The organism is Nostoc linckia z4, assembly GCF_002608075.1.
Taxonomy (GTDB): Bacteria; Cyanobacteriota; Cyanobacteriia; order Cyanobacteriales; family Nostocaceae; genus Nostoc; species Nostoc linckia.
Genome location: NZ_LAHA01000002.1, coordinates 1 through 26,550 on the forward strand (window position 1 = coordinate 1; position 26,550 = coordinate 26,550).

The following is a 26,550-nucleotide window of genomic DNA, read 5'->3' on the forward strand; positions in this document are numbered from 1 at the left end:
GCATAAGTCAAACAATTTTGGATTTTAGATTTTAGATTTTAGATTGACCCCATAACTAAAGTCAGAGGCTTGTCATTTAATTTTAGATTTTGGATTTTAGATTTGTTTCACGTAGCTTGTTTCTCGCTTTGCGCCTTGAGGCGAAACTTTTATACCGTTAACCAGTAATGCTGGATTACTATTCCTGTAAAATTGTCTTTGATGCAATCCTAGTTTTCTTCAAGTCGGCTTGGGAAAGTTGTTCCCCGGCTTGTAGGCGAGTAGCTGAAGTTTGCAACACTGTCGCTGCACCTTTATCTCCTATTTGTAGTGCAGTTTTGGCGGCTGTTTGTAACATTGTAGCTGCGCCAGTGCGATCGCCCTCTTGCAATTTCGCCTCCGCTAACTGAGTTTGGCGATACTTGGCTTTACTTGAGGTCGGGAATTACCTGAATCAGTCCAGTCTGGAAAGCTTTGTCGTAGGTGATGACAGGTAATCCTCTTCTGGTAGTGGTTCAAAGAAAGCATCGCCGAGTTGTCCTTTCAATAAACCGGGGGTGCGCGGTTCGACTTCGCTCACCGCAAGAGGTTGTCTATGTTCTTGACTTAAACCTAACCGAAAGTAGTGAATTAGGTCATAAAGTTCTGCTAGTTTGTCTTCAGGGATCTCTTGCAATTCTTGGACAATCTTCTGGATCGGCATAAGTCAAACAATTTTGGATTTTAGATTTTAGATTTTAGATTGACCCCATAACTAAAGTCAGAGGCTTGTCATTTAATTTTAGATTTTGGATTTTAGATTTGTTTCACGTAGCTTGTTTCTCGCTTTGCGCCTTGAGGCGAAACTTTTATACCGTTAACCAGTAATGCTGGATTACTATTCCTGTAAAATTGTCTTTGATGCAATCCTAGTTTTCTTCAAGTCAGCTTGGGAAAGTTGTTCCCCGGCTTGCAGGCGAGTGGCGGAAGTTTGCAACACTGTCGCCGCCCCTTTATCTCCTATTTGTAGTGCAGTTTTGGCGGCTGTTTGTAACATTGTAGCTGCGCCAGTGCGATCGCCTTCTTGCAATTTCGCCTCCGCCAACTGAGTTTGGCGATACTTGGCTAATGTTAAAATCGATTGCTGCACCTGAGGATTAGATGCTGGTTGATACTCCTTGACCACATCTGCATACACTGGCACAATGGGGGAAAGTAAGCCTTGCTGGTTAACCAAGGGGTCATCGTAGCGAATTTGCAAATGCCCAATTACTTGTTTTCCCTCTGGCAAGTGTCCCAAATAAATATTAGCCAAAACTACACGTTCTACATCTTGCATTAAGTCTCCCAAGCGTACAGCAAAGCTACCGTCAACTTGTGGTTCCATTTGTAACTCAATTGTGTCTGGGGAAACTTGGGCAATGGGTTTAAATTCTGCTAGTCGGACATTAGGCACTAAAGATAATAACAAATAGGCATTGGTTAGCCCCACAGATTGAATCCGCCCAAACAAACGGTTAAACTGCTCTAGAGCTTGTTCGGGACGCTCAATATAAGCTAAAGTACCGCCACCAACATCGGCAATTTTTTCTAACAAATCCTGATTCCAGTTATTACCAAATCCGAGAGTGCTGATAGTTAAGTTCAGCTTGGCAGCCTTTAGCGCCAGTTCCAAACAGCGCTTGTTGTCATCCGGGCCGATATCCCACTTCCAAATTCGCAAGCTGCTTTCACCGTGACCGTCCGTCAGCAGAAAAGCCTGGGACACAGCACCTCTTGTGCCCTTCATAAGTTCTGTAATTCCCAACTCCAAACCATTAGCAATTACCGTACCGCCACTAGCACTGAGTTTCTTTTTAATTTCAGATTTGAGGCTTTCGGGGTCTTGAATAATTTGGTTGGGGATAATGACCTCCGCAGAACCCGCAAAAGCCACAATTGAAATGCGATCGCCAGCTTTCAATCGGTCGATTAATCCTTCCACTGCTTGAATCACCGTTGTAATTGGTTTTCCATGCATAGAACCACTTTTATCGAGAATCAAGCAGAGGTTAAGGGGCAGGTTTTTGTCCAACTCACCAGCAATAGCCGAAATTGTGATGGCCAATTGACGTTGACTACTTGTTTGAGCCACATCAACACGATTGTCATTTAGCGCCGAGAGCAATTTAACTTTCATTGCAAAGGGGTATCTTGCAAAACTGTTTTGGAGACAATTCTGGTTTTCTTGCGATCGCTTTCCGACAAATCTCCACCAGATTGTAACTGAGTGGCAGAAGTTTGTAACACTGTCGCTGCACTAGTATCTCCCATCTGTAAAGCGGTTTTGGCAGCCGTTTGTAGCATCGTCGCCGCACCAGTGCGATCGCCCTGTTGTAATTTCGTCTCGGCTAACTGGGTTTGGCGATACTTGGCTAATGCCAAAATCGATTGTTGCACCTGGGGATTGGGGTTTGGTTGGTAATCTCCCACGATATTGGCGTAAACTGGGATGTTTGGCGTAAATATACTCGTTTCGTTCGTCGCTGGGTCGTCGTAGCGGACTTGCACGTTGGCGATGGCTTGTTTCCCTGGTGGCAATTGTCCCAAATAAATATTAGCTAAAATCACCCGTTCTGCATCTTTCATTAAATCTCCTAAACGCACAGAGAAACGTCCATCTGGTTCTTGTTGCAGTGGTAATTCAATGGTGTCCGGAGAAACTTGGGCAACTGGTTTGAGTTCTGCTAGCCGGATATTGGGCATGAGGGAGAATATCAAATAAGCATTAGTCAAAGCTACTGCTTGGACGCGGCTAAACAAACGGCTAAATTCATCCACCACGCGATCGGGTTTTTGGATATAAGACAAAGTACCCAAACCAGCATCCGCAATTTTTTCTAAAACATCTTGGTTCCAATTGTCACCAAAACCCAAGGTATTTAAAGTCAAATTATAGCTAGCAGCCAATTGGGCAAATTTTAAACAGCGATTATTATCACCATGTTCGTTTTCGCCATCGGTTAATAAGAAGGCCTGGGAAACGCTATCTTTTTTTCCCTTAGCCAATTCTTCAATCCCCAACCGCAATCCTTCATCAATGGAAGTGCCGCCATCAGCAGCTAGGCGGTTAATTTGCTGCTTAATTTTTTCTGGATCTTCAATGGCTTGACTGGGTACTAACACTGTAGCACGATGATTAAAAGCTACAATACTCAGGCGATCGCCAGGATTTAATCTATCCACCAGACGATTCGCGGCATTTTTTACCGTTTCTAGCGGTCGGCCATTCATCGAACCACTGCGATCGAGGATTAAACATAAATTCAGTGGCACATTGCGGTCTTGAACCTCGGCAATGGCCGAAATCGAAATTCCCAACTGACGTTGAGAGTTGACTTGATTGGCGTCTAAATTACTATCATTCAAGGCAGGCTGTAAGCTGACCCTCATAACCCCAAATTCCTATTGAGAATATAGATATTTGTAAATAACTTCAAAGCACTAATTTAGCGCTACGGAAAACCCATGCAATACATTAATATAATCAGAATATCTTAGAAGCCAAATATTGGCAGATGCCAGCCCCCCTTCTCCACTAGTAGTTCGCCAAGTTCACTTGGCTCTTTAAAGGGGAAAGGGGAAAGGTTTTAAATCCCTTACCCTTTACCCTTTAACCTTTACCCAACCTCCACCTAACATTTTTGGGTTGGCAGACCACTAGTAGTTCGCCAAGTTCACTTGGCTCTTTAAAGGGGAAAGGGGAAAGGGGAAAGGGGAAAGGTTTTAAATCCCTTACCCTTTACCCTTTAACCTTTACCCAACCTCCACCTAACATTTTTGGGTTGGCAGACCACTAGGGAGAAATCCACACCTTGAACAGAGTTGGCATCACGCTAGGATGTATTACAGTTAACGGCATAATTTCAGGCGATCAGTTGCTATGGACATTTCCGCCATCAAGGCTGTTCAATCCCCTTATTACGGCGATCGATTTTACCGGAAACCGCCGCCAGATTTACCATCTCTACTATTAAAGGAGCGAATCGTCTACTTAGGAACTCCTTTAGTTCCCCAAATCACAAAACTGATCATCGCCGAACTTCTGTACTTGCAGTCCGATGACCCAGAAAAACCAATTAAAATTTACATTAACTCCACAGGCACTTCTGGTTACAGTGGCGAACCCATAGGCTTTGAAACCGAAGCCTTCGCCATCTATGACACAATGAAATATATCAAGCCGCCAATCCACACCATCTGCATCGGTTCCGCTATGGGTATGGCAGCGATGCTCCTCAGTGCTGGTACAAAAGGTTGCCGCGCTAGCTTACCCCATGCTTCCATCATCCTGCACCAACCGAAGAGCTACGCCCAAGGCCAAGCAACCGATATTCAAATTCGGGCTAAGGAAGTTCTAGCTAACAAGGCATCATTGGTTGACATTTTGTCTCGCAACACCGAACAATCGCCAGAAAAAATTAGCAAAGATATGGATCGTCTGCTATACATGACTCCCTATCAAGCTAAGGAATACGGTTTGATTGACCGAGTTTTTGAGAAAGAAGAAGTCGCCAATCCCCCGCTACCTGCTAGCGTCCTTTAAAACATGAAGTGAGTCTGATTTCTTGTGATTTCAACTCACTCCAACCCACAGGAGCTATCAGGCTTCATCGTTGCTATAAATCATTGTAATAACGGAGCAAATTATGCCTATTGGTTACCCCAGCGTCCCCTATCGTTTGCCAGGGGGGCAGATGGAGGAATGGGTTCACATTTATACTCGTCTTTCCCTGGAACGAATTATATTCTTGGGTGAAGAAATTGACGATAAAATTGCCAATGAGATTATAGCCTTCTTGCTATATCTGGATTCCGAAGATCCAGGCAAAGATATTTACATATACATCAATTCACCTGGTGGTATGGTCACCTCTGGGCTGGCAATTTATGACACCATGCAGCACATCAAATCAGATGTGGTCACAATATGCACAGGCTTAGCAGCCTCTATGGGGTCATTTTTACTAGCAGGTGGAGCCAAAGGCAAGCGCTTAGCATTGCCTCACTCACGGATTATGATTCACCAACCTTCCGGCGGTACTCGCGGACAAGCAAGCGATATCGAAATTGAAGCTAGAGAAATTCTCCGGATTCGCAACCAGCTAAACCAAATTTATGCTGACAACACCGGTCAAACCCTAGCCAAAATTGAAAAAGACATGGATCGCGACTTTTTCATGTCTGCCCAAGAAGCTAAAGAATACGGTTTAATTGACCGTGTGATAGAAGAGAGACCGTAGGAAAGGGGAAAGGGAAAAGGGGAAAGGGAAAAGGGGAAAGGAGAGGTCTTCGCTTTCTCCCCTGCTCTTTGACCCTTGCCGTTTGCCCCTCGCCCTTTTCCCCTTGCCCTTTGCCCCTTGCCCTTTGCCCCTTTCCCCTTGCCCTTTGCCCCTTTCCCTTTGCCCTTTGCCCCATGCCCTTTGCCCCACGTTAAAAAAACTGTCAAAATTGAACTTTAAAATAGCGAATTAACCTTTATGATTAAAATCTCAGGCTTTGACGCTCTCATAGCTGATAGCCCTTAGATAAATATTCGATAGCTCGTAGCTCAAGATGGATCTTGGAGATTGCTACCGTTTATTGGGTTTAAGGTCGGGAGCCTCTTTTGCTGACATTAAGGCGTCTTATCGACGACTGGCACAGCAATATCACCCCGATATCAACCCAGATGACAATAAAGCCAAAGATAAGTTCATTGCCTTGACAGAGGCTTACAAACTCCTGCTGACGGTAGTACTGCCAGAAGAGGAAACAGCAGCACATAAAGATCGGGTGTCAACGTCGTCGGGACGCGATCGCCCCAAAGCAACGCATCGGGAAAAAACACCTAGCACAAAAGCACAACCCCAGCAACCAGGAACACCAAAGCCGCCGAATTTGGTGGAAATAGAACAGCGGCTAAAGTGGAAGACTTACGAACAATTGCAGCGATTTTTGCAAGAAAGACGATTTCCCCAAGCCATTGCCCTAGCGGAAGCTTTATCAGATCGGTTATCAGGTGATGCAGAAGTCCGCCAATGGCTAGCAGTTGCCTACCAACTCTGGGGACGGGCGTTAATTTCCGAAAACCAGCTGCTCAAAGCTAGAATTTATCTTAAAAAAGCCCTGAAAACAGACCCCCATAATAAAAGCCTCTGGTATGAAGTGCAGCGGGATTTCGAGCGTTTAGAACAAATTTTTTGAAGAAGAATACAGAATTCAGAATTCAGAATTCAGAATGAATCAAGTTCGCTTCATTACTTAATAGTTAAAAACTCTCAGTCTCAGAGCCTCAACTTAATTGCTAAGTATTCAACCGGATATGATATTGGGGATTTCCAGAGAATAAATTACCCAATTTATTCACATCATATTTTCTTTCTCTCCCCAGCCCCCCAGCCCCCTGCCGTATATTTGTATCAATTTTAAAGTGAAATGGTATAACTCCCCTTGTCCTCTCTTGCTCATCGCTGCCATTGGCGCAACACTTTTCCAAGGGTAGCGATTCCCTCAACAATTTTGTCATTTGGTTGAAAGCTAAAAGCTAACCTGATAGCATCATCGCCTTGGCCGTTGGCGTAGCACCGAGTTCCTGGTAGAAAACTCACGCCGTGTTCTGCACAAGCATTCAGGAGTGCTTTGGCGCTGATATTCTGTGGCAATTTACACCAAACGAAAAAGCCACCGTCTGGTGACAAAGCAACTACATCGCTGGGAAATTCAGCAGCGATCGCATCTAACAACAAATTGCACTTATGTTTGTAGGATACAATTAACTTCTGAATGTGAGCATCTAACTTGCCTGTGGCACAATAGCAGCCAACTACATGACTCACAAAAGGCCCCACAGGCCCCTCGCTTTTGAACATTGCCAAGCGCTCAATAATAGCTCGATCGCCACAAGCAAACCCCAACCTGACACCAGGCGCAATAATTTTTGAGAAGGTACTCACGTATAACACCCACCCTTCTTGGTCAAGGGATGCCAAGGAAGGCACTGTTTCTCCTTGAAAACGCAAATCCTTATAAGCATCGTCTTCCACCACCAGTACACCATATTCAGCCGCCAGTGCTACTAATTTTTGGCGGCGAGATAAAGGCATAGTAGTGCCTGTGGGATTGTGAAAGGTGGGAATGGTGTAAATAAACTTGGGTCGAATGCCCTGTTTTTTCAAATCCCTTAAAGTTTCTTCTAGAACATCCACATTCATTCCCAATTCATCCACAGGAATGGTAACCAAGCTTGCACCAGCGTGGACAAATCTCACAACTACTCCCAAGAAGGTAGGGCCTTCCACAATTACCACATCACCAGGTTCGATAAATACATCTGGTAGTAAGCCGAGAATCTGCCCAGAACCGTAGCCAATAAGGAGGCGATCGCGATCGGCAGCAATTCCTTGAGCCTGTAACCGGAGGATAATTTGCTCGTAGAGTTGAGCTGAAGGCGGGCCGTAATTAAGAGCGGCCGCAGCTTCTTGTGCCAGTACACTAGCAGTGGCAGCTGCCAAATCAGCATAAGGAAAAAGAGTTGGGTCAGCTAAACCATATGTAAAACTGACAGTAACGATTTTAGTTAACTCTGTGCCATAGGTTAAAGGTGCGAGGTTTTTGGCTTGTTCGGTAAACAAATCAGCAATTTGATAAGTATGCATGATAGAAGCCATAAGCAATTCAAAATCAACAATTAAAGAACAATACAAGGAAATTCAAAATTATTATCCTCATAAATAAATTTAGGGGCTTGTATCGTTTGTTTCCTTCGGTCAACAGTCAACAGCCCAAAGCACAATAATTTACTTTTTGGAGTTAGCCAATTCTGACTGCTGAATTGGTGAATTTTGCCAGTAATTAGAATCCAGTGTAGATTTTGTTTGTTGATGAATGTATTTTTTCTTATAACATCATCACAAGCATCACAAAAATTGACTGATAGAACAGAATTACTATAGTGAAATTAATTAAGTGGAAGTGGCAGCAGCTAATTTCGAGCTTAGGTTGTCTGTTGCTGATTCTTGCTTGTAACAGTTTCTATCCCAGTACCAAGCAAGACGCTAAATTTCTCAAGATTGCTACAGACCCGACTTTTATCCCTTTTGAAATCCAAACAGCTAGCGGCAAGTTAGAGGGATTTGATATTGATTTGATGAATGCCATCGCCCAAGTGGCAGAGTTTAAAGTTGATTTTGAAAATTTACCCTTTGATGGCATGATATCAGCTTTGCAAGCCAAAAGAGTTGATGCCGCAATTAGTGGGATTACAATTACCCCTCAACGCCTAAAAACAATTGCTTTTTCACGACCTTATTTTAAAGCCGGACTGGCGATCGCTGTCCGCCAAGACAATCAAAATATCAGAGACTTCAACAGTCTCCAAGGAAAAAAAATTGCCGTACAAATAGGTTCCACTGGGGCAGACTTCGTCAAAACCATCCCCAACGCCAAAATCAGTACTTTTAACTCCGGGCCTGAATTTTTTCAAGACTTGCTCAACGGCAATGTTGACGCTGTAGTTAGCGATGCTTTCGCCACCTTGTATGCAATTAAAAACGGCAAACTCAAAGGCATCAAAGTTGTTGCCGACCTACTCACCGAAGAATACTACGGTATTGCCACACCCAAAGACTCCCCCCACCTGGAGACAATTAACAAAGCTTTAGCCGCTTTGTTATCCAATGGCACCTACAAGCAAATTTATCAAAAATGGTTTGATGCCGAACCGCCGCAGTTGCCAGAATCTTGAGCATGGGGAATGGGCAATCGGGACAAGGTAGACAAGGTAGACAAGGTAGACAAGGTAGCAATCTTTCTCCCTCATCACCCCATCACCCCATCTCCCCATCTCCCCATCTCCCATGCCCCATTTCCATTAAAATTTTTTCTGCGTCAGAATTAATACTGCCACCAAAACTCACCGTTAAAACTACAATCTATTGTAAGTCTACTGTAGTCAGGGGCAGCCAATTTGGCACCTTGGATTTTAGTGGCTAGAACCACCTTGGAACGGGAATTAAGGAACTTCCACTATGCTGATTTGCCCTCAGTGTAAATTTGAAAACCCTAATACCAACAAATTTTGTCAAAAATGTGGCACGTCCCTGACTCATAAAGTCTGTCCTGAATGCAGTACCGATGTTCCAGTGAATGCGCTACGCTGTCACAACTGTGGTACGGAATGTGGAACAGTATTTTGGGCAATTATTACTCAAGAAACAACTGAAGATCGGGGAGATGGGGAAGCAGGGGAAGTAAATTTTCCCTTATCTTTCTCATCCTCCTCATCCCCCTCATCTCCTCCACCTGCTACTTTGGAAATGACATCAGGCTCCTATTTAGATTCTCAGGAGCGCTACCAATTGTTAGAATCCCTGCCTTGTCTAGAAAATATTACAGAGGTAGAGGCCAGGGTTTTAGACTGTCAACCGTATCAAATATCACCTATTGAAGCAATATTAGGAAATCAGCAATCGGATGTGGTAACGCCATCAGTGGCTGCAAATGCAATTCCCAGTGTTGCTAAACTTTACATTGCTTTACAATACCAAGACCACCCAGGAATACCACCGATTCACGATGCATGGCAGCAAGGAGATAAACAGGTAATAGTAATCCAAGACCGCTCGAATTGGCAGCTTTTACTTGATTCGTGGCAAGAAGAAACAACGAGTTCGTTAAAGATTTTACACTGGTGTTATCAAATGACCCTACTTTGGTCAGTATTGGAACCAGTGAATTGTCGTCAAAGTTTATTGGAATTGTCGAATTTGCGATTGGATGAAGATCAAACGCTGGCGCTACAAAGATTGTATGTAGATTCACTGAATAATCAGGAAGATGACCAAAGTCTATCTGTGAGTTCAGAACAACCGTTAAATATCCAAGCTTTGGGGCGGGTTTGGCAAACGCTATTTAGACAAACTCAACGCACTCAATTTGGTTCAGTGGTGCAGATGTTAGGGGATTTGGAGGCAGGTAAAATTGAAACTATTGCACAGTTGCGATCGCGTTTGCAGGAAATTTCCGTAGAACTAGAAGCACTAGGAAGTGGAACTTTGCCCCCAGTACAGGAGAAACATACTGTTGTGCCTACTATTGTGCAATCAGAAGACCCAGAAGATATCATTAGTAAAACTGATGATATGCCAACCGTCGTGCTGGCAATGCAGTTAAGTAGTTTAGAAGATGCAGGACGCACAGATGTTGGGCGTCAACGCCATCATAACGAAGACTACTTTGGTATTGAAACCAAAATTGAAAAGTTGGAGTTGCCCAAAACTCGAATTTTGCAAGGGCATGGTTTGTACATTCTCTGTGATGGGATGGGCGGACACGCTGGCGGCGAGGTAGCCAGTGAATTAGCAGTCAACACTCTCAGGCAATATTTTCAAGAACATTGGACTCCCAATCAACTGCCAACAGAAAATAGCATTCGTGAGGCAGTTTATTTAGCTAATGACGCGATTTACAAGCTCAATCAACAAGATGCTCGTTCTGGAGTTGGGCGTATGGGCACAACTCTGGTCATGCTTTTAATTCAAGACACCCAAGCAGCAGTCGCTCATGTGGGAGATAGTCGTCTGTATCGCGTGACGCGCAAGCAGGGATTAGAACAAGTCACAATAGATCACGAAGTCGGGCAACGGGAAATTACCAGGGGAGTGGAAGCAAGTATAGCTTACGCTCGGCCTGATGCCTACCAACTCACCCAAGCCTTGGGGCCACGTGATGAAAACTCCATTAATCCCGATGTGGGGTTTTTCGAGATCAATGAAGATACCCTTCTAGTATTGGCATCAGACGGTTTATCAGATAACGATCTCCTAGAAACCCATTGGCAAACTCACCTGGAACCGTTACTGAGTTCTAGCGCCAACTTAGAACGCGGCGTTACAGACTTAATCGATTTGGCGAACCAACACAATGGTCACGATAATATTACTGCTATACTGATTCGGGCAAAAGTGCGTCCAAATCTTGAAAGTTAAACATTAATGGGGCATGGGGCATGGGGCATTGGGCATGGGGCATGGGAACGGGACAAGGTAGCAATCTTTCTCTCCGAAGTTCCGATCAGAGGAAACCTCCGCTCAGACTTCTCTCCTTGTCTACCCCCTCTCCTTGTCTCCCCATCTCCCCACCTCCCTCATCTTCTTCATTTCCCCCTACTCCCTAATCCCTTACCTCAAAGGTTGTATTGTGGTTACTCTGACCCTGTTAGAACCGCAACAGAAAACGCCGCTCCATCAGTGGTGCTTTGAAAACTCTTCCATAATTCGCATTGGTCGAGCAGCAGACAATCACGTTGTTTTAACTGATAGTTTGGTTTCTCGGCATCATCTGGAACTAAGACAAGTTGATTCTGCTAGCAATGGTGATACTTGGCAATTAATTAGTCAGGGTACAAACGGAACTTTCCTCAATGGTGTCCTGGTAATTCAAAGCCTTCTACCAGACAATTCTATTTTGCAACTCGCCCAGGGAGGCCCAATACTACTATTTCAAATTCGGGAGCTAAAATCACCGGATGTTTCGTTATCCTGGCAAGAGACACAAGAAACGCCAGAAAATGCATTTCCAACAGTCTCCTCAGCCAGAAATCCTGGGATTGTATCTTACACCTGCACCCATGAAGGTAATTCCCCAAATAATTTGTTTTGTATCCACTGCGGTCAACCGTTGTCAGTGCAACAAACGATTCGCCATTATCAGGTGTTGCGGACTCTAGGACAAGGAGGTATGGGTACTACCTATCTGGCTTGGGATGCGGCGGGTTTAATTGCGGGTACGCCACAACTGTTGGTGTTGAAGCAAATGAATGCTGATATGGTGAGAATCGCCAAAGCTCAAGAATTATTCGAGCGTGAGGCGTACACTCTCAAATCTCTTAAGCATCCTGGAATTCCCAAGTATTATGATTTTTTTGTGGAAGGTGGAAAAAAATACTTGGCAATGGAATTAATCCACGGACAAGATTTAGAAAAACGTGTTTCCACCACTGGCCCAGTAACCCCAGCCCAAGCCATCGCTTGGATGAGCCAAACATGCGATATCTTAGACTATCTTCATAGTCAAGATCCTCCACTCATCCACCGCGATATTAAACCCGCTAACTTGATGGTGCGGAATTTTCAAAATCGCATAGTGGTGCTGGATTTTGGTGCAGTTAAAGAAATAGGCACAGCACCAGGTACTCGTATTGGCGCAGAAGGTTACTGCGCTCCCGAACAAGAACGAGGACAACCTTTGACGCAATCTGATTTATATGCAATTGGGCCAACACTGATTTTTCTGCTCACCAGCGAAAATCCCTTCAAGTATTACCGCCAACGGGGGCGACACTTCAGGTTTGATGTGGCAAAAGTTCCCACCATTAGTCCCCAATTGAGAGATGTTATCGATCGCGTTACCGAACCATTGCCACGCGATCGCTATCAGACTGCTCAGGAATTAGCTGCGGCTCTAGCTGCTTGTAAAGCTTAGAAAATTGGCAGATAGGGAGGTGGGGAGATGGGGAGACAAGACGGATGAGGGAAATGAGGGAGATAACGGAGAATAACTCTTAACTCCTCACTCAGCACTCTCAATGCCCCATGCCCGATTCCCTATTCTTCATCCCAAGCTTCCACAGCTAGCAATTCGCTAATTGGGTCTTGCATACTAAAGCCAAAGTCCAATAGTTCTTGTTTCCAGTGCTGCCAATCGTTGCCGTAGAGCAAAGCGATTTTCCAGATACTATCGCTTGGCTTGATAATATTCGATTCTATGAGTGATTGCACGTTACGCTGCAATTTCACCATTGGGTGAATTACTTGCTGAGTCATAACCTCGATTGAATTCAGATTTTGTTTGGTAAATGCTTAATTAAAACTGCTTTCCATTCTGCAATTGTTGCCGGCTCGTAGAGTGGTGTAATTTGGTAAAGCTAGTCTTAACTTTCTAACTATACCATAACAAACTCTACTCAATTACTGGAAAATTGATTTTTGTACGGTAATCACCACCAGAAGGCTTTAATTGTGCTAAGCACTCCTTCAACTTCTTACATAAACCCACTAAGGGTTAAAGTATGAGGTGGGTAAAGTATAAGGGAACTCCAAAAAATAAACAACAGCTTTAGGTAGTTGGTTGTTGACTGTGAACTGTCAACAGCCAACAGTCTTCTATAGAATGTTTTCTTGGAATTCCTTAGGTAGAAAAGCTCGCCTGAGTCAGGGCGATTCGGAAAAGTTTATTTGTTTTAGTCACAAAAAACAAATGCGTTTGTCGAATTAACGATAGAACACAGGCTAATTTGCAAGTTTTTGACTGATTATGAAGTTTGCAATTGAGTAGGAATGTCTACTCTTTATATTTCTTTAAACGTTATTTACAATATCGCAAACATCCGTAAGTTAAGCATGTTTATCGCAAATCTTTATATAATTTTAATCTTTTGGCCAGAGAATAAAACTTCTAAGGGACTTTCAACTAAAGAAGACTGTTCGCTGTTGACTGTGAAGCGTCAACAGTCAACCACGTAAAGTTCTAAAGTTGCTGTGTTTAGGTGCTGTAGAGGATTTTGCTTTGAAGGTGAGGGGGCGCGCTGGATTAAATTCTTCACACAGCATTGACATACCACAAACCCCCATCAGATTGAGAGTCAGGTTTTGAATTTTGTGTGAAAAATTTATAGCCAAGATGTTAGTTTCTGTTGAACAGGTGGGTATCCTCATAGCGGGAGGTTTGCTGATACCTAAGTATTTACCGCAGCAAATATTAAGACATGCCAGGTAAAGGAGAAGAATATTTAACTACCCGCAAAAAGCAGATTGAGCGGCGACAAAGGATTTTAACGATGGTGTCAATAGCGTCGTTTATGGGTTCTATGCTATTTTCAACTATTCCGTCAATTCAACAGGCTCTTCAAAGTCCCAAGCCAGTAGCTGCGTCTGTTTCTCCTGAATCTTTGTTACAGCAGCAGGCGAAGGGCTACGAGTTGGTATTACAACGGGAACCAGAAAACCAACTTGCTTTAGAAAAACTGTCTGTGTTGCGGTTGAAATTGAACGATCCTAAAGGTGCGATGAAACCTTTAGAAAAACTAGTGAAATTGCACCCCGAACGGCAAGATTACAAAACTGTATTAGAGCAGATTAAGAAGCAAGAGGGGAAGGGCGATTCCCAGACAAATAACGAGCCGAAGTCTAATTAATAAAGGGTGCGATCGCCCTGATGGAGAGGTTGGTGAAATTGCATCCTAACAGGCAGGATTATCAGACTGTGTTGGTGGATGTGAAGAAGAGGGTGGCGGAAGGAGCAAAGTAAAAGAAAATCTACAGCAGTTTGATAATTTTTTAAATTAATTAATATATTTGGAGGGACAAATGCTAACACAAGAACAAATACAAGAATGCCAATCTAATTTTAACCTTAGTTATCATGTCAATTTCGCCCATATCTGTCAGGAATTAGTGGGATTAGAAAATAAAGATGTGCTTGAAGTAGGGGGAAGTTTACCTCCTGATTTTGTTTTTGACTATCTCGGTGTGAAATCATGGACAGGAATTGAAACCCCGGATTATGAAAAATCACTACAAGAAACCGGAGGAATAACTCACACAGGCACAATTATTAAAGATATTAAAAATATTTCTGATTACAAGTTTAATAATAGACCACCAACCAGATATAACTTTTATCTAGAAAATATTGAAGATTTACCCGAAGAATATTATCAGAAATACGATTTAATTTTTTCCATTGCGACTTTTGAGCATATTCATAAATTACCATTAGCTTTGGATAAAATGTTTCTGGCTCTTAAACCAGGAGGCAAATTATTTTCAATGTTTTCACCCATCTGGTCTGCTTATGATGGACATCATTTACCTAATCTTGTTGATCAACAAGGGAGAAAGTTCCATTTTGGTGACTCTCCCATACCTCCTTGGGGTCATCTCTTAATGACTCCACCAGAAATGTATAAATATCTATGCCAATTTACTGACATAGAAACTGCGAATTTAATGGTTTATTATATTTACCATTCACCTCATATTAATCGCTTATTTACAGAAGATTATTTAGCATATATTAATCAAAGTTCTTTTGCAATTGATAAAATTGATCTAATTTTTATGCATCCTATAGAATTAGAAGCAAAAATTAAATTAGAACACTTGTATCCGGGAAGAAAATATTTTCAAAACAATGGTATATTATTAATTGCTAGTAAGCAAAAAAATAAAATAATTAATTTGGAACAACAAAAGTTTGATAATAAAAATGAAGAAATTGGCACTATGGATAATTCTGAGCCATTGGCACCATCAAAATTAATTTGTGTGGATTTAGGATGTGGAACTCATAAAGAAGAAGGTTTTATAGGAGTTGATGTTATTGCTGGTCATCAAGTTGATGTTATTGCTGATTTAAATGGTAATTTTCCATTTCCTGATAATAGTGTTGATTTTATCAAAGCACATGATTTTATTGAGCATCTACCTGATAGGATTCATACCATGAACGAAATATGGAGAATCTGTAAACCAGATGCAATAATTGACATTAGTGTACCATCAACAGATGGAAGGGGAGCATTTCAAGATCCTACCCATGTCAGTTTTTGGAATATTAATTCTTTTATGTATTATTGCAAAGAATTTCCTCTTTATTTAGCAGGTTGTCAAAGTCATTATGGTTTTAAGGGGGAATTTAGTATTGTTAGCATTGAAGAAAAACAGTCGGCACATCAAGTTATTCACGTTCATGCTGTACTAAAAGCAATAAAATCAGAAGAAACCAGTTATCAACTAAATTTTAAAGATATAAATTTAATAATATTTCCCGATTGGAATCAATCCATAAATATAATATTTGAACAGATGATAAATGTATGCCAAGCCATTATTGATCACCCCAAAAATAGTGATATTACTTTACTTATTGATACTCAAAAGACCAATCTTGAAGACGCACAATTTTTATTAGCAGATGTTTTAATTAACCTTTGCTATGATAAGAATACAGGAATTAATAATGATAAATTCCCAGAATTTAATTTACTAAATATCCATTCAACGGATGAATATAAAGGTTTGTTACCAGTTTTGTCCTCTAGAATTGTTTTAGAGCATGAAAACAAAGAATTTATTAATCAAACAGGATTAGAACAGTTACCTTCTTGCACTTTAGAAGAATTCCAAAACGCTTCACATTAATATAAATCAGTGTGCTGAATTTGCCTTATCTAAAGTAAAGTATCAGGGATTTATCATTTTTGATAACACAGACGATCACAGATACGCAGAAGGTGTTAAAAAAATACTAGAATCTGGATTTATAAGGATTGATTTTTATGGAATGATTCCCAGCTATCTTTATAAAAACTGCACTTCCATCTTCTTTAAAGATATTAAGCTGTTATCAAGAGGGGGATTACCTAGTGAAAAACGTTCTTGTTTAGGAAGATCCTGTTTTCAGATTACCAGTCCTGTAATTGCAATTTAAGAAGTAAAAGTTTATGAGTGAATGGCAATTAAAAACTCCAGTTTGTTTCATCATTTTTAACCGTCCTGATGTAACAGAGCAAGTTTTTCAAAAAATTCGTCAAGCTAAACCCCCTAAATTATTAGTGGTAGCTGATGGATCAAGGACAGATAAGCCCGGTGAAGCAGAAAAGTGTGCTGCTGCTAGGGCTATTATTAATCAAGTTGATTGGGAATGTGAAGTATTAACTAATTACTCTGATATTAATTTAGGCTGTAGAAAAAGAATTTATAGTGGCTTAGATTGGGTATTTTCTCAAGTTGAAGAAGCCATTATTTTAGAAGATGATTGTCTTCCTCACTCTAGCTTTTTCCGCTTTTGTGAAGAGTTATTAGAAAACTATCGTCATAATTCCAGAATCATGTTGGTTTCTGGACAGAATCTCCAGTTTGGACAAAGAACACGAAATTATAGTTATTATTTTTCTCGTTATAACCATTGTTGGGGATGGGCTACTTGGAAAAGAGCATGGCAATATTATGATGATACTATGGCACTTTGGCCTCAAGTGAGAGATGAAAATTGGCTATTTGATATTCTCCAAGATGAACAAGCATTTAGATACTGGTCAGCAACTTTCCAAAGTATCTATGAAGGATTTGATACTTGGGATTATCCTTGGCTATTTGCTTGTTATATAAATCAAGGTTTAAGTGTTTTACCAAATATAAATTTAGTTTCTAATATTGGTTTTGGAAAAGAAGGAACTCATGCAACAGATTCAAATAGTATCCTATCTAATATACCTGTTGAAGAAATACAGTTTCCCTTAAAACATCCTCCTTTTGTAATCAGAGATACCCTAGCAGATAATTTTACTGAAAGAACTTTTTATAGTGGAACTTTACCTAAAATAGAACAGGCTATTAATATCACAGAATTATTGAATAATGCTATTTATTTACTTGCTATAAACACAAATAAAATAAATCTGCAAAATACAACTTTAGTAACCATATCTTCCGTAGAGATAGAACTCACTTTACTGAGCTTAGTGATTTCTAATTTAAACGTAAACTTTAATAGAGTATTATTTTTCACATCTGAGGAAATTGATCAAAGGTATTTGGAATTTTTACCACAATTAGAAATTATTAAAATTGCTCCTATAAAAAATTTAGTTGAATATAGCCGATTTGTTATTAAAGAGCTTAATTCATTTATAAATACTGAATTTTGCTTAGTTACACAAGGAGATGGTTTTATTATCAATCCTCAACTGTGGTCAGAGGAATTTTTAAATTATGATTATATTGGTGCACCTTGGCGTAAACAAACTCATCTAGTTAATTCTCAAGGTAAAACTGTAGATATACTTGACTTAACTAAAAATAGAGTAGGCAATGGTGGTTTTTCCCTAAGAAGTAAAAAGTTACTAGAAGTATCTTCACAGTTAGATTTTGATAACCTAAAAACATCTTCTTTATCAGAAGACTTGGTTATCTGCCATTATTTTCATGACTGGTTTAAAGATCAAGATATTAAATTTGCACCTTTAGAAATAGCTGTTAAATTTAGTTTTGAGCAACCCATAGAAGAAATAGACAACTTTTCTTGGGAAAATACTTTTGGATTTCATGGAAAAACTTCTGTTATTCCTGTCTTAAATAAATTATCTCAAGATTTTAATTTAGATTTTACTTCAGAAAAACAGCAAAACAGCAATTTTATAAATAATTTTAAATTGAAGGAAATAAATATAGTCATTTTTCCAGACTGGTCAGTAGATGAAGACGATTTAGGTGTTGAAATACAACAAGTTATTCAAAGTATAGCTACTCACCCAGATAAGAGCAAAATTACACTTTTAATTGATACCAGCGATACTTCGGGTGAAGAAGCCGATATTTTTCTAGCGGCTATAGCTATGAATCTAATGATGGAAGAAGAAATAGATATAACTGAGGAGTTAACAATTTCCTTAGTAGTTGATTTGACGGAAATTCAGTGGCAAACTTTACTCCCTCTTATCAATGCGAGAGTTTGTTTAGAAAATGAAAATCAAAAGATAATTGTCAGCAAACAACTAGAGCAAATTCCTTCATATTTTCTAAAAAATTTAAAAGAAGTAAGTACAGCACAGTTTTTTTTTAAGTTAGGTAATAGCTTATTTGTTCAAGGTAAATATCAGGAAGCGATCGCGCAATATCAAAAACTCCTAGAAATCCAATCAGGTGATGTAGATATTTATTGGAACTTAAGCCATTGTTATAGACAATTAAACCTGCTAGACGAATATTTTAATACTCTCCAGCAAGGAATTAAACTTTACCCTACAGATGGAAGACTACATTTTTCATTAATCATCGATTTGCGGCGGAATGGACGTATTCAAGAAGCAATTTTAAGTGCAGAGAATGCTGCTAACTGCTTACCTAATGATTATACTTTTCAAATCCTCAAACATTTAACAGTTCCATCAATATACGAAAATAAAGAGGAAATAAACTTTTATCGTCAGCGCTTTACTCAAGGACTGCAATATTTAATTCAGCATACGTCTCTTAAAACTACAGAAGAGCAAAATAGTGCTTTAGCAGGTATAGGTCGGCTCACTAATTTTTACCTATCATATCAAGCACAAAATGATATAGAGTTGCAATGTCAATACGGCAAGTTAGTACATAAAATTATGGCTGCTAACTTTCCTCAATGGTGTGTACCTTTATCAATACCTAAACTTCAGCATCAAGAAAAAATTCGCATTGGTTACGTTTCACATTACCTTCATTCTTATAGTGGAACACTTTGGTTAACAGGTTGGTTGCGTCATAGCAATCATGAAAACTTTGAAATTTACTGTTATTACACAGGAAATGAACCAGATCAAGTTACTGAACAATTTAAAGAATATAGTGATGTTTTCCACCATATTCCTCATAATTTATCAGCAGCTTGTGAACAGATAATTGCTGATAAGCTGCACATTTTAGTTTTTCCTGAAATTGGGATGAATCCGCAAACGATGCAAATGGCAGGTTTGCGGCTTGCGCCTGTGCAATGTACAGCTTGGGGACATCCGGTGACAACTGGTTTACCTACAATTGATTACTTTTTATCTAGTGAGTTAATGGAACCGGAAAATGCCCAAGAACATTATTCAGAAAAATTAATTCGTTTGCCTAATATTGGCGTTTCTTATCCTAAACCATATATTCCACCAGTTATAAAAACTCGCTCAGATTTTCAGCTATCAGATGATGCAGTCATCTATTTATGCTGCCAAGCTCCTTTCAAGTATCTACCGCAATATGATTTTATTTTTGCAGAAATTGCTCATCGCGTTCCACAAGCTAAATTTGTATTTTTGCGTGGTACTTTACTTCAGCCACGCCTGAAGCGGGCTTTTGCTGCTATTGGTTTGAACAGTGAAGATTATTGTGTGTTTCTGAGTATTCCAGAGCGACTAGATTATCTAATGATTAACTTGCTTTCAGATGTTTATCTAGATACATTTACATGGTCTGGTGGTAATACTAGCTTAGAAGCGATCGCTTGTAATCTCCCCATTGTTACCTGTCCAGGAGAATTTATGCGGGGTCGTCACTCTGACAGCTTCCTGAAAATGCTGGGGGTGACAGATACCATTGGTGAAAATGAAGCAGAATACATTGAAATTGCTGTCAAATTAGGACTAGATCCAGCTTTGCGAAGCAATATTGCGGGAAGAATGAGGCAAAATCACGATCGTCTTTTTGATGATAAAGCTTGTGTCATAGGTTTAGAAGCCTTTTATAAAGAAGTTTGTAGTAAGCACTTCAGTGCTTAAATTTGTAATTACAGAGGAAGAGGACTAAAGTCCTCACTACGAACTTTTGAACTGTTTGTAGTAAGCACTTCAGTGCTTAAATTTGTAATTATAGAGGAAGAGGACTAAAGTCCTCACTACGAACTTTTGAATTGTTTGTAGTAAGCACTTCAGTGCTAAAAAAATCTATGTATGAGTATCGTAAGCTGACAACAGAGCAAAAAGCTGAACTAGTTCAATATCGCTTAAGCCAGGGTTATCCACCCCACTCTCCACCACATCTTGTACAAGATAAGCAATTTTATTTATTAACGGTAGCTTGTTATGAACATCAGTGTCATATACACACTGAATCTCGTCGTCAGCAATTGCTAGATATGATTTTTGATCGGTTTGCTGGGAGTGTAAATGAAGAGAATAGCGCTGAAGCGCTCACTACGAACTTAAGAATTTGTGCTTGGGTTATTTTGCCTAATCACTATCATCTACTGGTTTATGTTGAAAATTTTGATGTATTAAGTGAATTATTTCGTAGAATACATGGTGCGCTTTCTCGACAGTGGAATATAGAGGACAATATTACTAAGAGAAAAATTTGGTATCGTTGGAGCGATCGCGCTATTCGCTCCCAAAGACATTACTATACAACTGTTAACTATATTCATTACAACCCAGTCAAACATGGTTTAGTCAAATCTCCTTACGACTGGGTTGATAGTAGTGTTCATTGGTATTTACAAGCTTGTGGACGGCAATGGCTGCGTGATTGTTGGACTCAATATCCAGTCCAAGATTATGGTAAAGATTGGGATAATTTCTAATGTTTGTAGTGAGGGCTAAATCCCTTATAGGACTTATGCAACTGGTATATTATTTTTAGTTTGTAGTGAGGACTTTAGTCCTCAAAATCAGGGCTGAAGCCCTTACTACAAACTAAAAGGTTTAATTTTTTGTGACACTTGCGTAAGTCCTACCTTACTACGAGCTTATTTTTTGTCAAGATAATTCTGCCACATTTCTTTGTAAGCCTTCTCCATTTCATAGGTAAACTGCTTACCATTCCACAGGGGTGCTGTTTGTCGAGATGCTTTCAATTTCCAAGCCACCTGCTGGCGTAAAGCTTCATCTTTCCCCAAGCGCACACCCCACTCTACATATTCTTCATCTGTCCAAGCAATACCTTCTGTCACACCTACATTCATCATCATGGTGTAGCTATTACGAGCGGCAAATTGTTGTCCAACTCTGGTTACTAAGGGAATACCCATCCATAGCGTTTCTAGAGTTGTCGTAGCTCCGTTGTAGGGAAAAGTATCTAATACAACATCAGCAATAGTTAAATTTGCTCTGTGGACAGTCTCAGCAGGATCTTGGGGCAAAAACCGCAGGCGATCGCATTCTACACCCTCTTCTTCTGCTAACTGCATAAAAAATTTCTGCACCGCTTCAGAGTCTGCTAATCCTTTAATTAAGAAATAGCTATTGGGAACTTCTTTGATAATTTTCATTTGCAGTCTTGCTGTATCAGGGTGGCGCTTAAATCCTCTCTGAGCGCTGAGATAGACGACAGCATCATTAGGAATATCTAGAGAATCCCGGCGTAAAGTTGGTACACCCACATCAAAACCATCTACTGCTATATAAGTTTGGGGTAATCTCCAGATTTTTTCTGTATAGTACTCCTGAGCAGATTCTGACAAAACATAAGGATCGGCAATAAAGTAATCAACTGCTGATATTCCCGAAGCATCCCAACCTAACCATGTTGCTTGCACAGGTGCGGGTTTTAGCGCCATGATTTCACAAGTTATATCTAGCGTAATGCTATCCAAATCAATTAAAATATCAATCTCATCTTGGTAAATTTTTTCAGCAATATCTTCACTATAAATTCCACCTTTATAAGCTTGACTGAATTGCTGAACATACCATTCTTGTAGCGGATCGTTTATCTGTTTATAATTTATAAAATAACCATATATGTCAAATTGTTCGCGGTTTTGATGCTGAATCAACCACCGCGCCAACCAACCGACTGAATGCCTAGATAAACAATGCGACAAGTATCCAATTTTTAGTTTGCTATTTCGCCCTTTGGAAGTTCGCTGTTGATATCGCTGTACTTCTTGGCCAGCATAGTTTTCTACATTAAGCTGACAAAGATGGGCAATTTGATTCTGAATATATCTATTTTTTTGAATATTATCTTGCAAATATGGGGCGAAATAGTTGGAATTAAATAGATGTAAAACCTCGTTAGAGTGCAAACTTAGAGGTTTTTCTTCTAACAGTAACATCATCAGATTTTGCTGTTGTTGAAAAACTTCACAGGCTTCTTTCCAACAATCAGGAGAATCCATTAATCCTCGATGGAGTAGGTGTATTGCAAAAATTTGATCAATTAATGTATTTGATAGCGAGTAGCATAACCTTGCTACTTCTATCCCTTTATAATAATCATTAGCTTTAATATAAAAAGCAGCCAAATGGCGCAAAATTGCTAAATTTTCAGGTTCGAGACGTAAATATAGCTCAAGGAGTAATGCCGCAAGTTTTGGTTGCCGCATTGAGTGGGCAATTTTAATTGTAGCTGGAAGTAAAATTTTAATGAAAAGTTGAGGATCGTGAACATGAACTAGACAAGCTTCTACAAATGCTAGGACTGCGGGATGCAAAGGAGCGTAATTAAGAATACTTTCCAACACATGCAACAACAGCTGAGTATCTACAATTGGTTCTGACTGAATTAACTCAATCACTCCTAAAGAAGTTAATTCATCATCAATAAGCGTTTCCTGTTTGATAGCTAGATCAATTAAACACAACAGATTGTTAACATCTGTAGGATTTATTTCCCGGATATGCTGGCGAATTGCCCAAGCAACTTTATAGTCTGCTAACGTCTGTCTGCGTTCAGCTTCGGTTTGCAGCACCTCTATTAATTCAACTGTCCACTGCTCAACCTCTTGAACTTCTCCCTCACCTATACCTAGCAGCCAAGTCATCTGTGCTTCTGTCTCTTGCCCCTGCAATAGCAACATTAATCCTAAGTTCCAGTAGTGAGATTTCACTTCTGGTTCTGTTTCAATAGCTTGTTCATAGTAGCTAGCAGCTTGGTTGTAGTTGCCTTTAATGAAATATTGTTGGGCTTGCTGTTCTAGGGAGGTGATACTAGTATAAAGTTGTACAGAAGTCATAGCTAAGAATTTTTACAAAAGTACTATTGCAGGAATTAAAAAAAAATCAAAGTGGGTAGTATATACTACCCACTCTATGGATGTTTCAATCAATTTGATCCGACTAAGTATTTTACTTAGACTTCAGTTGCGCGAAGTTGGCTGGACAAGAGGGTTGTGTGCCATCAAATGCTGGAGCCAATGCTGTCGCTTGCGAACCAACTGCATCAGACTCACACAAAACTGCCAAAGTGGTTGCTTCACTAGTACCTCCCTGTGTAGACAAAGCCACAACGCCTACGTAGGATTTCAGTGGTGCTTTTAGAGACCTACCATTGTTAGCAACGCCAGTCGAATTTCCACTAATTTCGTATATGTAGTTCTCAGTTTGGCTTCTAATACCCATCCCTAATTTATTCAGTTCACTAGTGAATTCACCATTTTCTAGGAAGAATGCTTGTTGAGAGCGGTTCATGGAGCCTGAGTACTGTTTAGCTTCTGATTGCTTACCTTTGTTAGCTTGGTTCAAGAAAGAAGGTAGAGCAATAGCTGACAAAATCCCGATAATAATAATTACTACTAGTAATTCAATAAGTGTAAAACCTTCGTTTTCCTTCTTTTTGCCGATGATGTGTTGGAGAAACTTTGCTTTCAATTCGCTTTTCATAAGTGTTTTCCCTGGGGTAGGAAGTGCTTGTGTGTTCTGAATGTAACTTACCCACCTGCGATCGCTTTCCTATCAGACCAATAAAAAAATTTTTGACTAAGCAATAATCTTTCTCATACCCTGCATTCCACCGCTACACATTTATGGATTGTTACGCGATAGGACGCACAGATGTGCGTCCCCAGTGTATTCCAGAGAAAATTTTTGTATCAACTAGATTGGCGCTCCAACATTACATAACCTAGACTTTCCAGCCTTAGTAGTAACTGTTGCACTATATAAAAGGCTTGCTCTTCATCTGTAGGCTTTAAGGTTACAGGATCTAAAGGTCTAAATTGTTTCCAGCGTTCCACCAGAGCATTGATTGGCTGAGATTGCTCTGACAAAGGTAATAAGCAAAGCGCCAATGAACTATCTATACCGATAAATTCTTCAACAAACGATAAATAGTTACTGATGGGAAATATTCTGCACTCTGTCACAGAGGCTATGAGGTCTTCTTGAAAATTCTGAGTTTTTAACTGAGGATGTAAATCCACCTTCGCACTTTGCCAATCAGAGTCAGTCCATTCTGAAACTGGGATAAAATTTGTTTGGTTGGAATGACCGCACCAAAAGTCAATTAGCCGATGAACAGGATGTATCAGTTCAAATAATTGAAGCTGTTCTTCTATAGATATTTCTGGTAAGCTCATACCCACAAAAGCAGGCAAATTATCTGGATCTTTAAATAACTTCATTAAGTCCCACTGTCGCCAGTTAACCATACTGATAAACTCTAGATCGGCAGTTCTCAAAGCAGCGAACATATCAGATATGGTGTAACCTTTATCTCCTTGGAACAAGTAATTCATTAAAATTCGCTCTTTGCCATCTTCTCCTTCGTAACCAGAATTCCAAGTCCTAGCCTTGAGATGAATATTATCTTTCAAAGCTTTCATAAACTCAACTACAATATCCATTTCTAATTCTGCTGGATTTTCATCCATTAAACCCATCATTGTGAAAACTTTCTGAGCGCAGAAATAATTAAATCTTTGTATTGAACTATGTAAATTACTACGAATAATTCCATGAGGCTTTAAAACGGATTTCATTGCTTGCAAGGCAACAGCTATATCAGGAAACAGATACAGCAGTTCATCACAATTAATATAATCAAATTTGTAATCTAGTTTTGCTAATTCTTGAATTGGTAATACATGAAATTCTGCATTGTCAAAACCGTGATGTTCCAAACGGTTTCGAGCTAATTTAATCGATTCTTCTGATATATCAATTCCTACAATTTTCGCACCTGGATTAGCTTCCGCTAAAACTAATGATTTATATCCACTTCCACATCCTGCATCTAAAATTACTTTTCCTTTAGGTTCAGTAATTTTTTGATTTCTTAAATAATAAGGTGTCACTAAGTTATGAATGTATAGCGAACTAATATTATCTTTAGGAGATTTATCTAGAGGAACTCTGGGATAAGGAGAAGCATCAAATTGTTGACGAATTTTTTCTAATAATTCAGATGTTGGGCTAATCATTGAAATTGCTCCTGTTACGAATTTTTTTATGGTGCATTCCACCGCTACAAAAATTCATTTGTGTAACTACGGCATCACGGGAAATTTTCTATGCTGCCCAAGTTAGTGGCACACCCAACTTTGAGTATTCCCAACTTCTAAGAACTTCTATCACAATCTCAAAATCTATGTATTGAAAACCTGAAACTTTTTCAATAAGAGTGGGATCGGCACTGCCCACAACTTAAAAATATGAGTTTGCCTACCTGAGTAGATTTTCAATTTTTTTTGTGGAGTAACTTATTCAAATTCAGGTGGTCACAGTTCTGATACCGCTAGTTCCCAACCTGGTAGCAAGTCTGGTAGTGTAAGTGTGTCTCCATTGTGCAACACTACTGGGGCTTGGTTTAGTCGGTAAACCGTTACTGTCAAATTGTCAGGATCAATCAGTATGCCAACTACAGACCCAAGTTGCAAAAATAACTGAATTTTCTCTTCCAGGGGTTTAATTCTGTCGCTTTTAGATTTAATCTCAACCATCAAGTCTGGAACTAACTCTACAAAGTCGCGCTTGGTCTTTTTCAAGCGATCGCTCCTCACAAAAGACACATCAGGCGATCGCAGGTTTCTTTTTTCCAAGTCGTCTTCTTCTATACTTGGCAAGATAAAACCAGCGCCAGAACCAGTCACACGTCCCAGTTTGCGCGACATGACCCAGTTATTTAAGAAGGTAATTAGACGAGTGCCAATTTCCTCTGACTCGTAATCTGATGGCCCAGAAACTATGATTTTTCCCTCTACCAGTTCCATCTGCCATTCTGGATGCTCGGTTTGTAGCTGCTCTAAATCCCTGATGGTGAGGGACATAATAATACACCAAATAAGGCTTTGATATCTATCATACGTACCTCAACTTCTGAAAGCTAGAATGTATTG

Annotated in this window: 20 protein-coding genes and 1 pseudogene; 11 read left to right on the forward strand and 10 right to left on the reverse strand. The window is 40.0% G+C overall.

Features of this window, described 5'->3' with window-relative positions; translation table 11 throughout:
- Window positions 1–178 precede the first annotated feature (178 nt).
- From VF06_RS02325 to VF06_RS02340, 4 genes and pseudogenes are all read right to left on the reverse strand, one after another.
- A pseudogene (locus VF06_RS02325) lies at window positions 179–406 on the reverse strand (hypothetical protein); the annotation flags it as partial.
- A 27-nt stretch (window positions 407–433) separates the two neighbouring features.
- A complete protein-coding gene (locus VF06_RS02330) occupies window positions 434–682 on the reverse strand; it encodes a hypothetical protein (RefSeq protein ID WP_099066631.1) in 249 nt (82 codons plus the stop codon).
- Between the two features lie 174 nt (window positions 683–856).
- Window positions 857–2,137 carry a vWA domain-containing protein gene (locus VF06_RS02335; protein ID WP_099070598.1) on the reverse strand — a complete coding sequence of 427 codons (1,281 nt, stop codon included), beginning with the start codon at window positions 2,135–2,137 and terminating at the stop codon, window positions 857–859.
- Window positions 2,134–3,390: a vWA domain-containing protein gene (locus VF06_RS02340; RefSeq protein WP_099070599.1), complete on the reverse strand. Its 1,257-nt coding sequence runs from the start codon at window positions 3,388–3,390 to the stop codon at window positions 2,134–2,136. Before VF06_RS02340 ends, VF06_RS02335 begins: the two co-directional genes overlap by 4 nt.
- Window positions 3,391–3,880: 490 nt before the next feature.
- Between VF06_RS02340 and VF06_RS02345 the strand changes: the two genes are divergently transcribed.
- The 3 genes from VF06_RS02345 to VF06_RS02355 all read left to right on the forward strand — a co-directional run bounded on the left by VF06_RS02345 (window position 3,881) and on the right by VF06_RS02355 (window position 6,183).
- Window positions 3,881–4,543: an ATP-dependent Clp protease proteolytic subunit gene (locus VF06_RS02345; RefSeq protein ID WP_099070600.1), complete on the forward strand. Its 663-nt coding sequence runs from the start codon at window positions 3,881–3,883 to the stop codon at window positions 4,541–4,543.
- 103 nt (window positions 4,544–4,646) lie between these two features.
- Window positions 4,647–5,240 carry an ATP-dependent Clp protease proteolytic subunit gene (locus VF06_RS02350; protein WP_073642384.1) on the forward strand — a complete coding sequence of 198 codons (594 nt, stop codon included), beginning with the start codon at window positions 4,647–4,649 and terminating at the stop codon, window positions 5,238–5,240.
- A 313-nt stretch (window positions 5,241–5,553) separates the two neighbouring features.
- Window positions 5,554–6,183: a J domain-containing protein gene (locus VF06_RS02355; RefSeq protein ID WP_099070601.1), complete on the forward strand. Its 630-nt coding sequence runs from the start codon at window positions 5,554–5,556 to the stop codon at window positions 6,181–6,183.
- A 260-nt stretch (window positions 6,184–6,443) separates the two neighbouring features.
- On the opposite strand, the gene VF06_RS02360 is transcribed toward VF06_RS02355, so the two are convergent.
- Window positions 6,444–7,646, reverse strand: coding sequence for an aminotransferase-like domain-containing protein (locus tag VF06_RS02360; RefSeq protein WP_099070602.1), 1,203 nt, complete (start codon window positions 7,644–7,646; stop codon window positions 6,444–6,446).
- A gap of 284 nt (window positions 7,647–7,930) precedes the next feature.
- Here VF06_RS02360 and VF06_RS02365 point away from each other — a divergent pair, with 284 nt between their 5' ends.
- From VF06_RS02365 to VF06_RS02380, 4 genes are all read left to right on the forward strand, one after another.
- Entirely contained in the window at window positions 7,931–8,722 is a 792-nt protein-coding gene (locus VF06_RS02365) for a basic amino acid ABC transporter substrate-binding protein (protein ID WP_099070603.1), read from the forward strand.
- A 2-nt stretch (window positions 8,723–8,724) separates the two neighbouring features.
- Window positions 8,725–8,970: a hypothetical protein gene (locus VF06_RS02370; RefSeq protein WP_099070604.1), complete on the forward strand. Its 246-nt coding sequence runs from the start codon at window positions 8,725–8,727 to the stop codon at window positions 8,968–8,970.
- A gap of 35 nt (window positions 8,971–9,005) precedes the next feature.
- The gene (locus VF06_RS02375; protein ID WP_099070605.1) at window positions 9,006–10,964 is read left to right on the forward strand and encodes a serine/threonine phosphatase; all 1,959 of its coding nucleotides are present in this window, start codon (window positions 9,006–9,008) and stop codon (window positions 10,962–10,964) included.
- A 211-nt stretch (window positions 10,965–11,175) separates the two neighbouring features.
- Window positions 11,176–12,459, forward strand: coding sequence for an FHA domain-containing serine/threonine-protein kinase (locus VF06_RS02380; protein ID WP_099070606.1), 1,284 nt, complete (start codon window positions 11,176–11,178; stop codon window positions 12,457–12,459).
- A 122-nt stretch (window positions 12,460–12,581) separates the two neighbouring features.
- On the opposite strand, the gene VF06_RS02385 is transcribed toward VF06_RS02380, so the two are convergent.
- Entirely contained in the window at window positions 12,582–12,800 is a 219-nt protein-coding gene (locus VF06_RS02385) for a DUF4327 family protein (protein WP_099070607.1), read from the reverse strand.
- Between the two features lie 941 nt (window positions 12,801–13,741).
- Here VF06_RS02385 and VF06_RS02390 point away from each other — a divergent pair.
- The 4 genes from VF06_RS02390 to VF06_RS02410 all read left to right on the forward strand — a co-directional run bounded on the left by VF06_RS02390 (window position 13,742) and on the right by VF06_RS02410 (window position 21,075).
- The gene (locus VF06_RS02390; RefSeq protein WP_099070608.1) at window positions 13,742–14,170 is read left to right on the forward strand and encodes a tetratricopeptide repeat protein; all 429 of its coding nucleotides are present in this window, start codon (window positions 13,742–13,744) and stop codon (window positions 14,168–14,170) included.
- Between the two features lie 172 nt (window positions 14,171–14,342).
- Window positions 14,343–16,178: a class I SAM-dependent methyltransferase gene (locus VF06_RS38855; RefSeq protein ID WP_143861830.1), complete on the forward strand. Its 1,836-nt coding sequence runs from the start codon at window positions 14,343–14,345 to the stop codon at window positions 16,176–16,178.
- A gap of 302 nt (window positions 16,179–16,480) precedes the next feature.
- Window positions 16,481–20,275 (forward strand): DUF5672 family protein, encoded by a 3,795-nt coding sequence (locus VF06_RS42320; protein WP_221642765.1) that lies wholly within the window; start codon window positions 16,481–16,483, stop codon window positions 20,273–20,275.
- A gap of 167 nt (window positions 20,276–20,442) precedes the next feature.
- The gene (locus VF06_RS02410; RefSeq protein ID WP_099070609.1) at window positions 20,443–21,075 is read left to right on the forward strand and encodes a transposase; all 633 of its coding nucleotides are present in this window, start codon (window positions 20,443–20,445) and stop codon (window positions 21,073–21,075) included.
- A 165-nt stretch (window positions 21,076–21,240) separates the two neighbouring features.
- Here the strand turns inward: VF06_RS02410 and VF06_RS02415 are convergent, their stop codons facing one another.
- From VF06_RS02415 to VF06_RS02430, 4 genes are all read right to left on the reverse strand, one after another.
- A complete protein-coding gene (locus tag VF06_RS02415; RefSeq protein ID WP_099070610.1) occupies window positions 21,241–23,451 on the reverse strand; it encodes an O-linked N-acetylglucosamine transferase, SPINDLY family protein in 2,211 nt (736 codons plus the stop codon).
- A 112-nt stretch (window positions 23,452–23,563) separates the two neighbouring features.
- Entirely contained in the window at window positions 23,564–24,097 is a 534-nt protein-coding gene (locus VF06_RS02420; protein ID WP_099070611.1) for a type IV pilin-like G/H family protein, read from the reverse strand.
- Window positions 24,098–24,306: 209 nt separating this feature from the next.
- Complete coding sequence (locus VF06_RS02425) at window positions 24,307–25,635, reverse strand: class I SAM-dependent methyltransferase (protein ID WP_099070612.1); 1,329 nt, start codon at window positions 25,633–25,635, stop codon at window positions 24,307–24,309.
- 297 nt (window positions 25,636–25,932) lie between these two features.
- On the reverse strand, window positions 25,933–26,481 hold the full coding sequence (locus VF06_RS02430; RefSeq protein ID WP_099070613.1) for a Uma2 family endonuclease: 549 nt from the start codon (window positions 26,479–26,481) through the stop codon (window positions 25,933–25,935).
- Window positions 26,482–26,550: the final 69 nt, after the last annotated feature.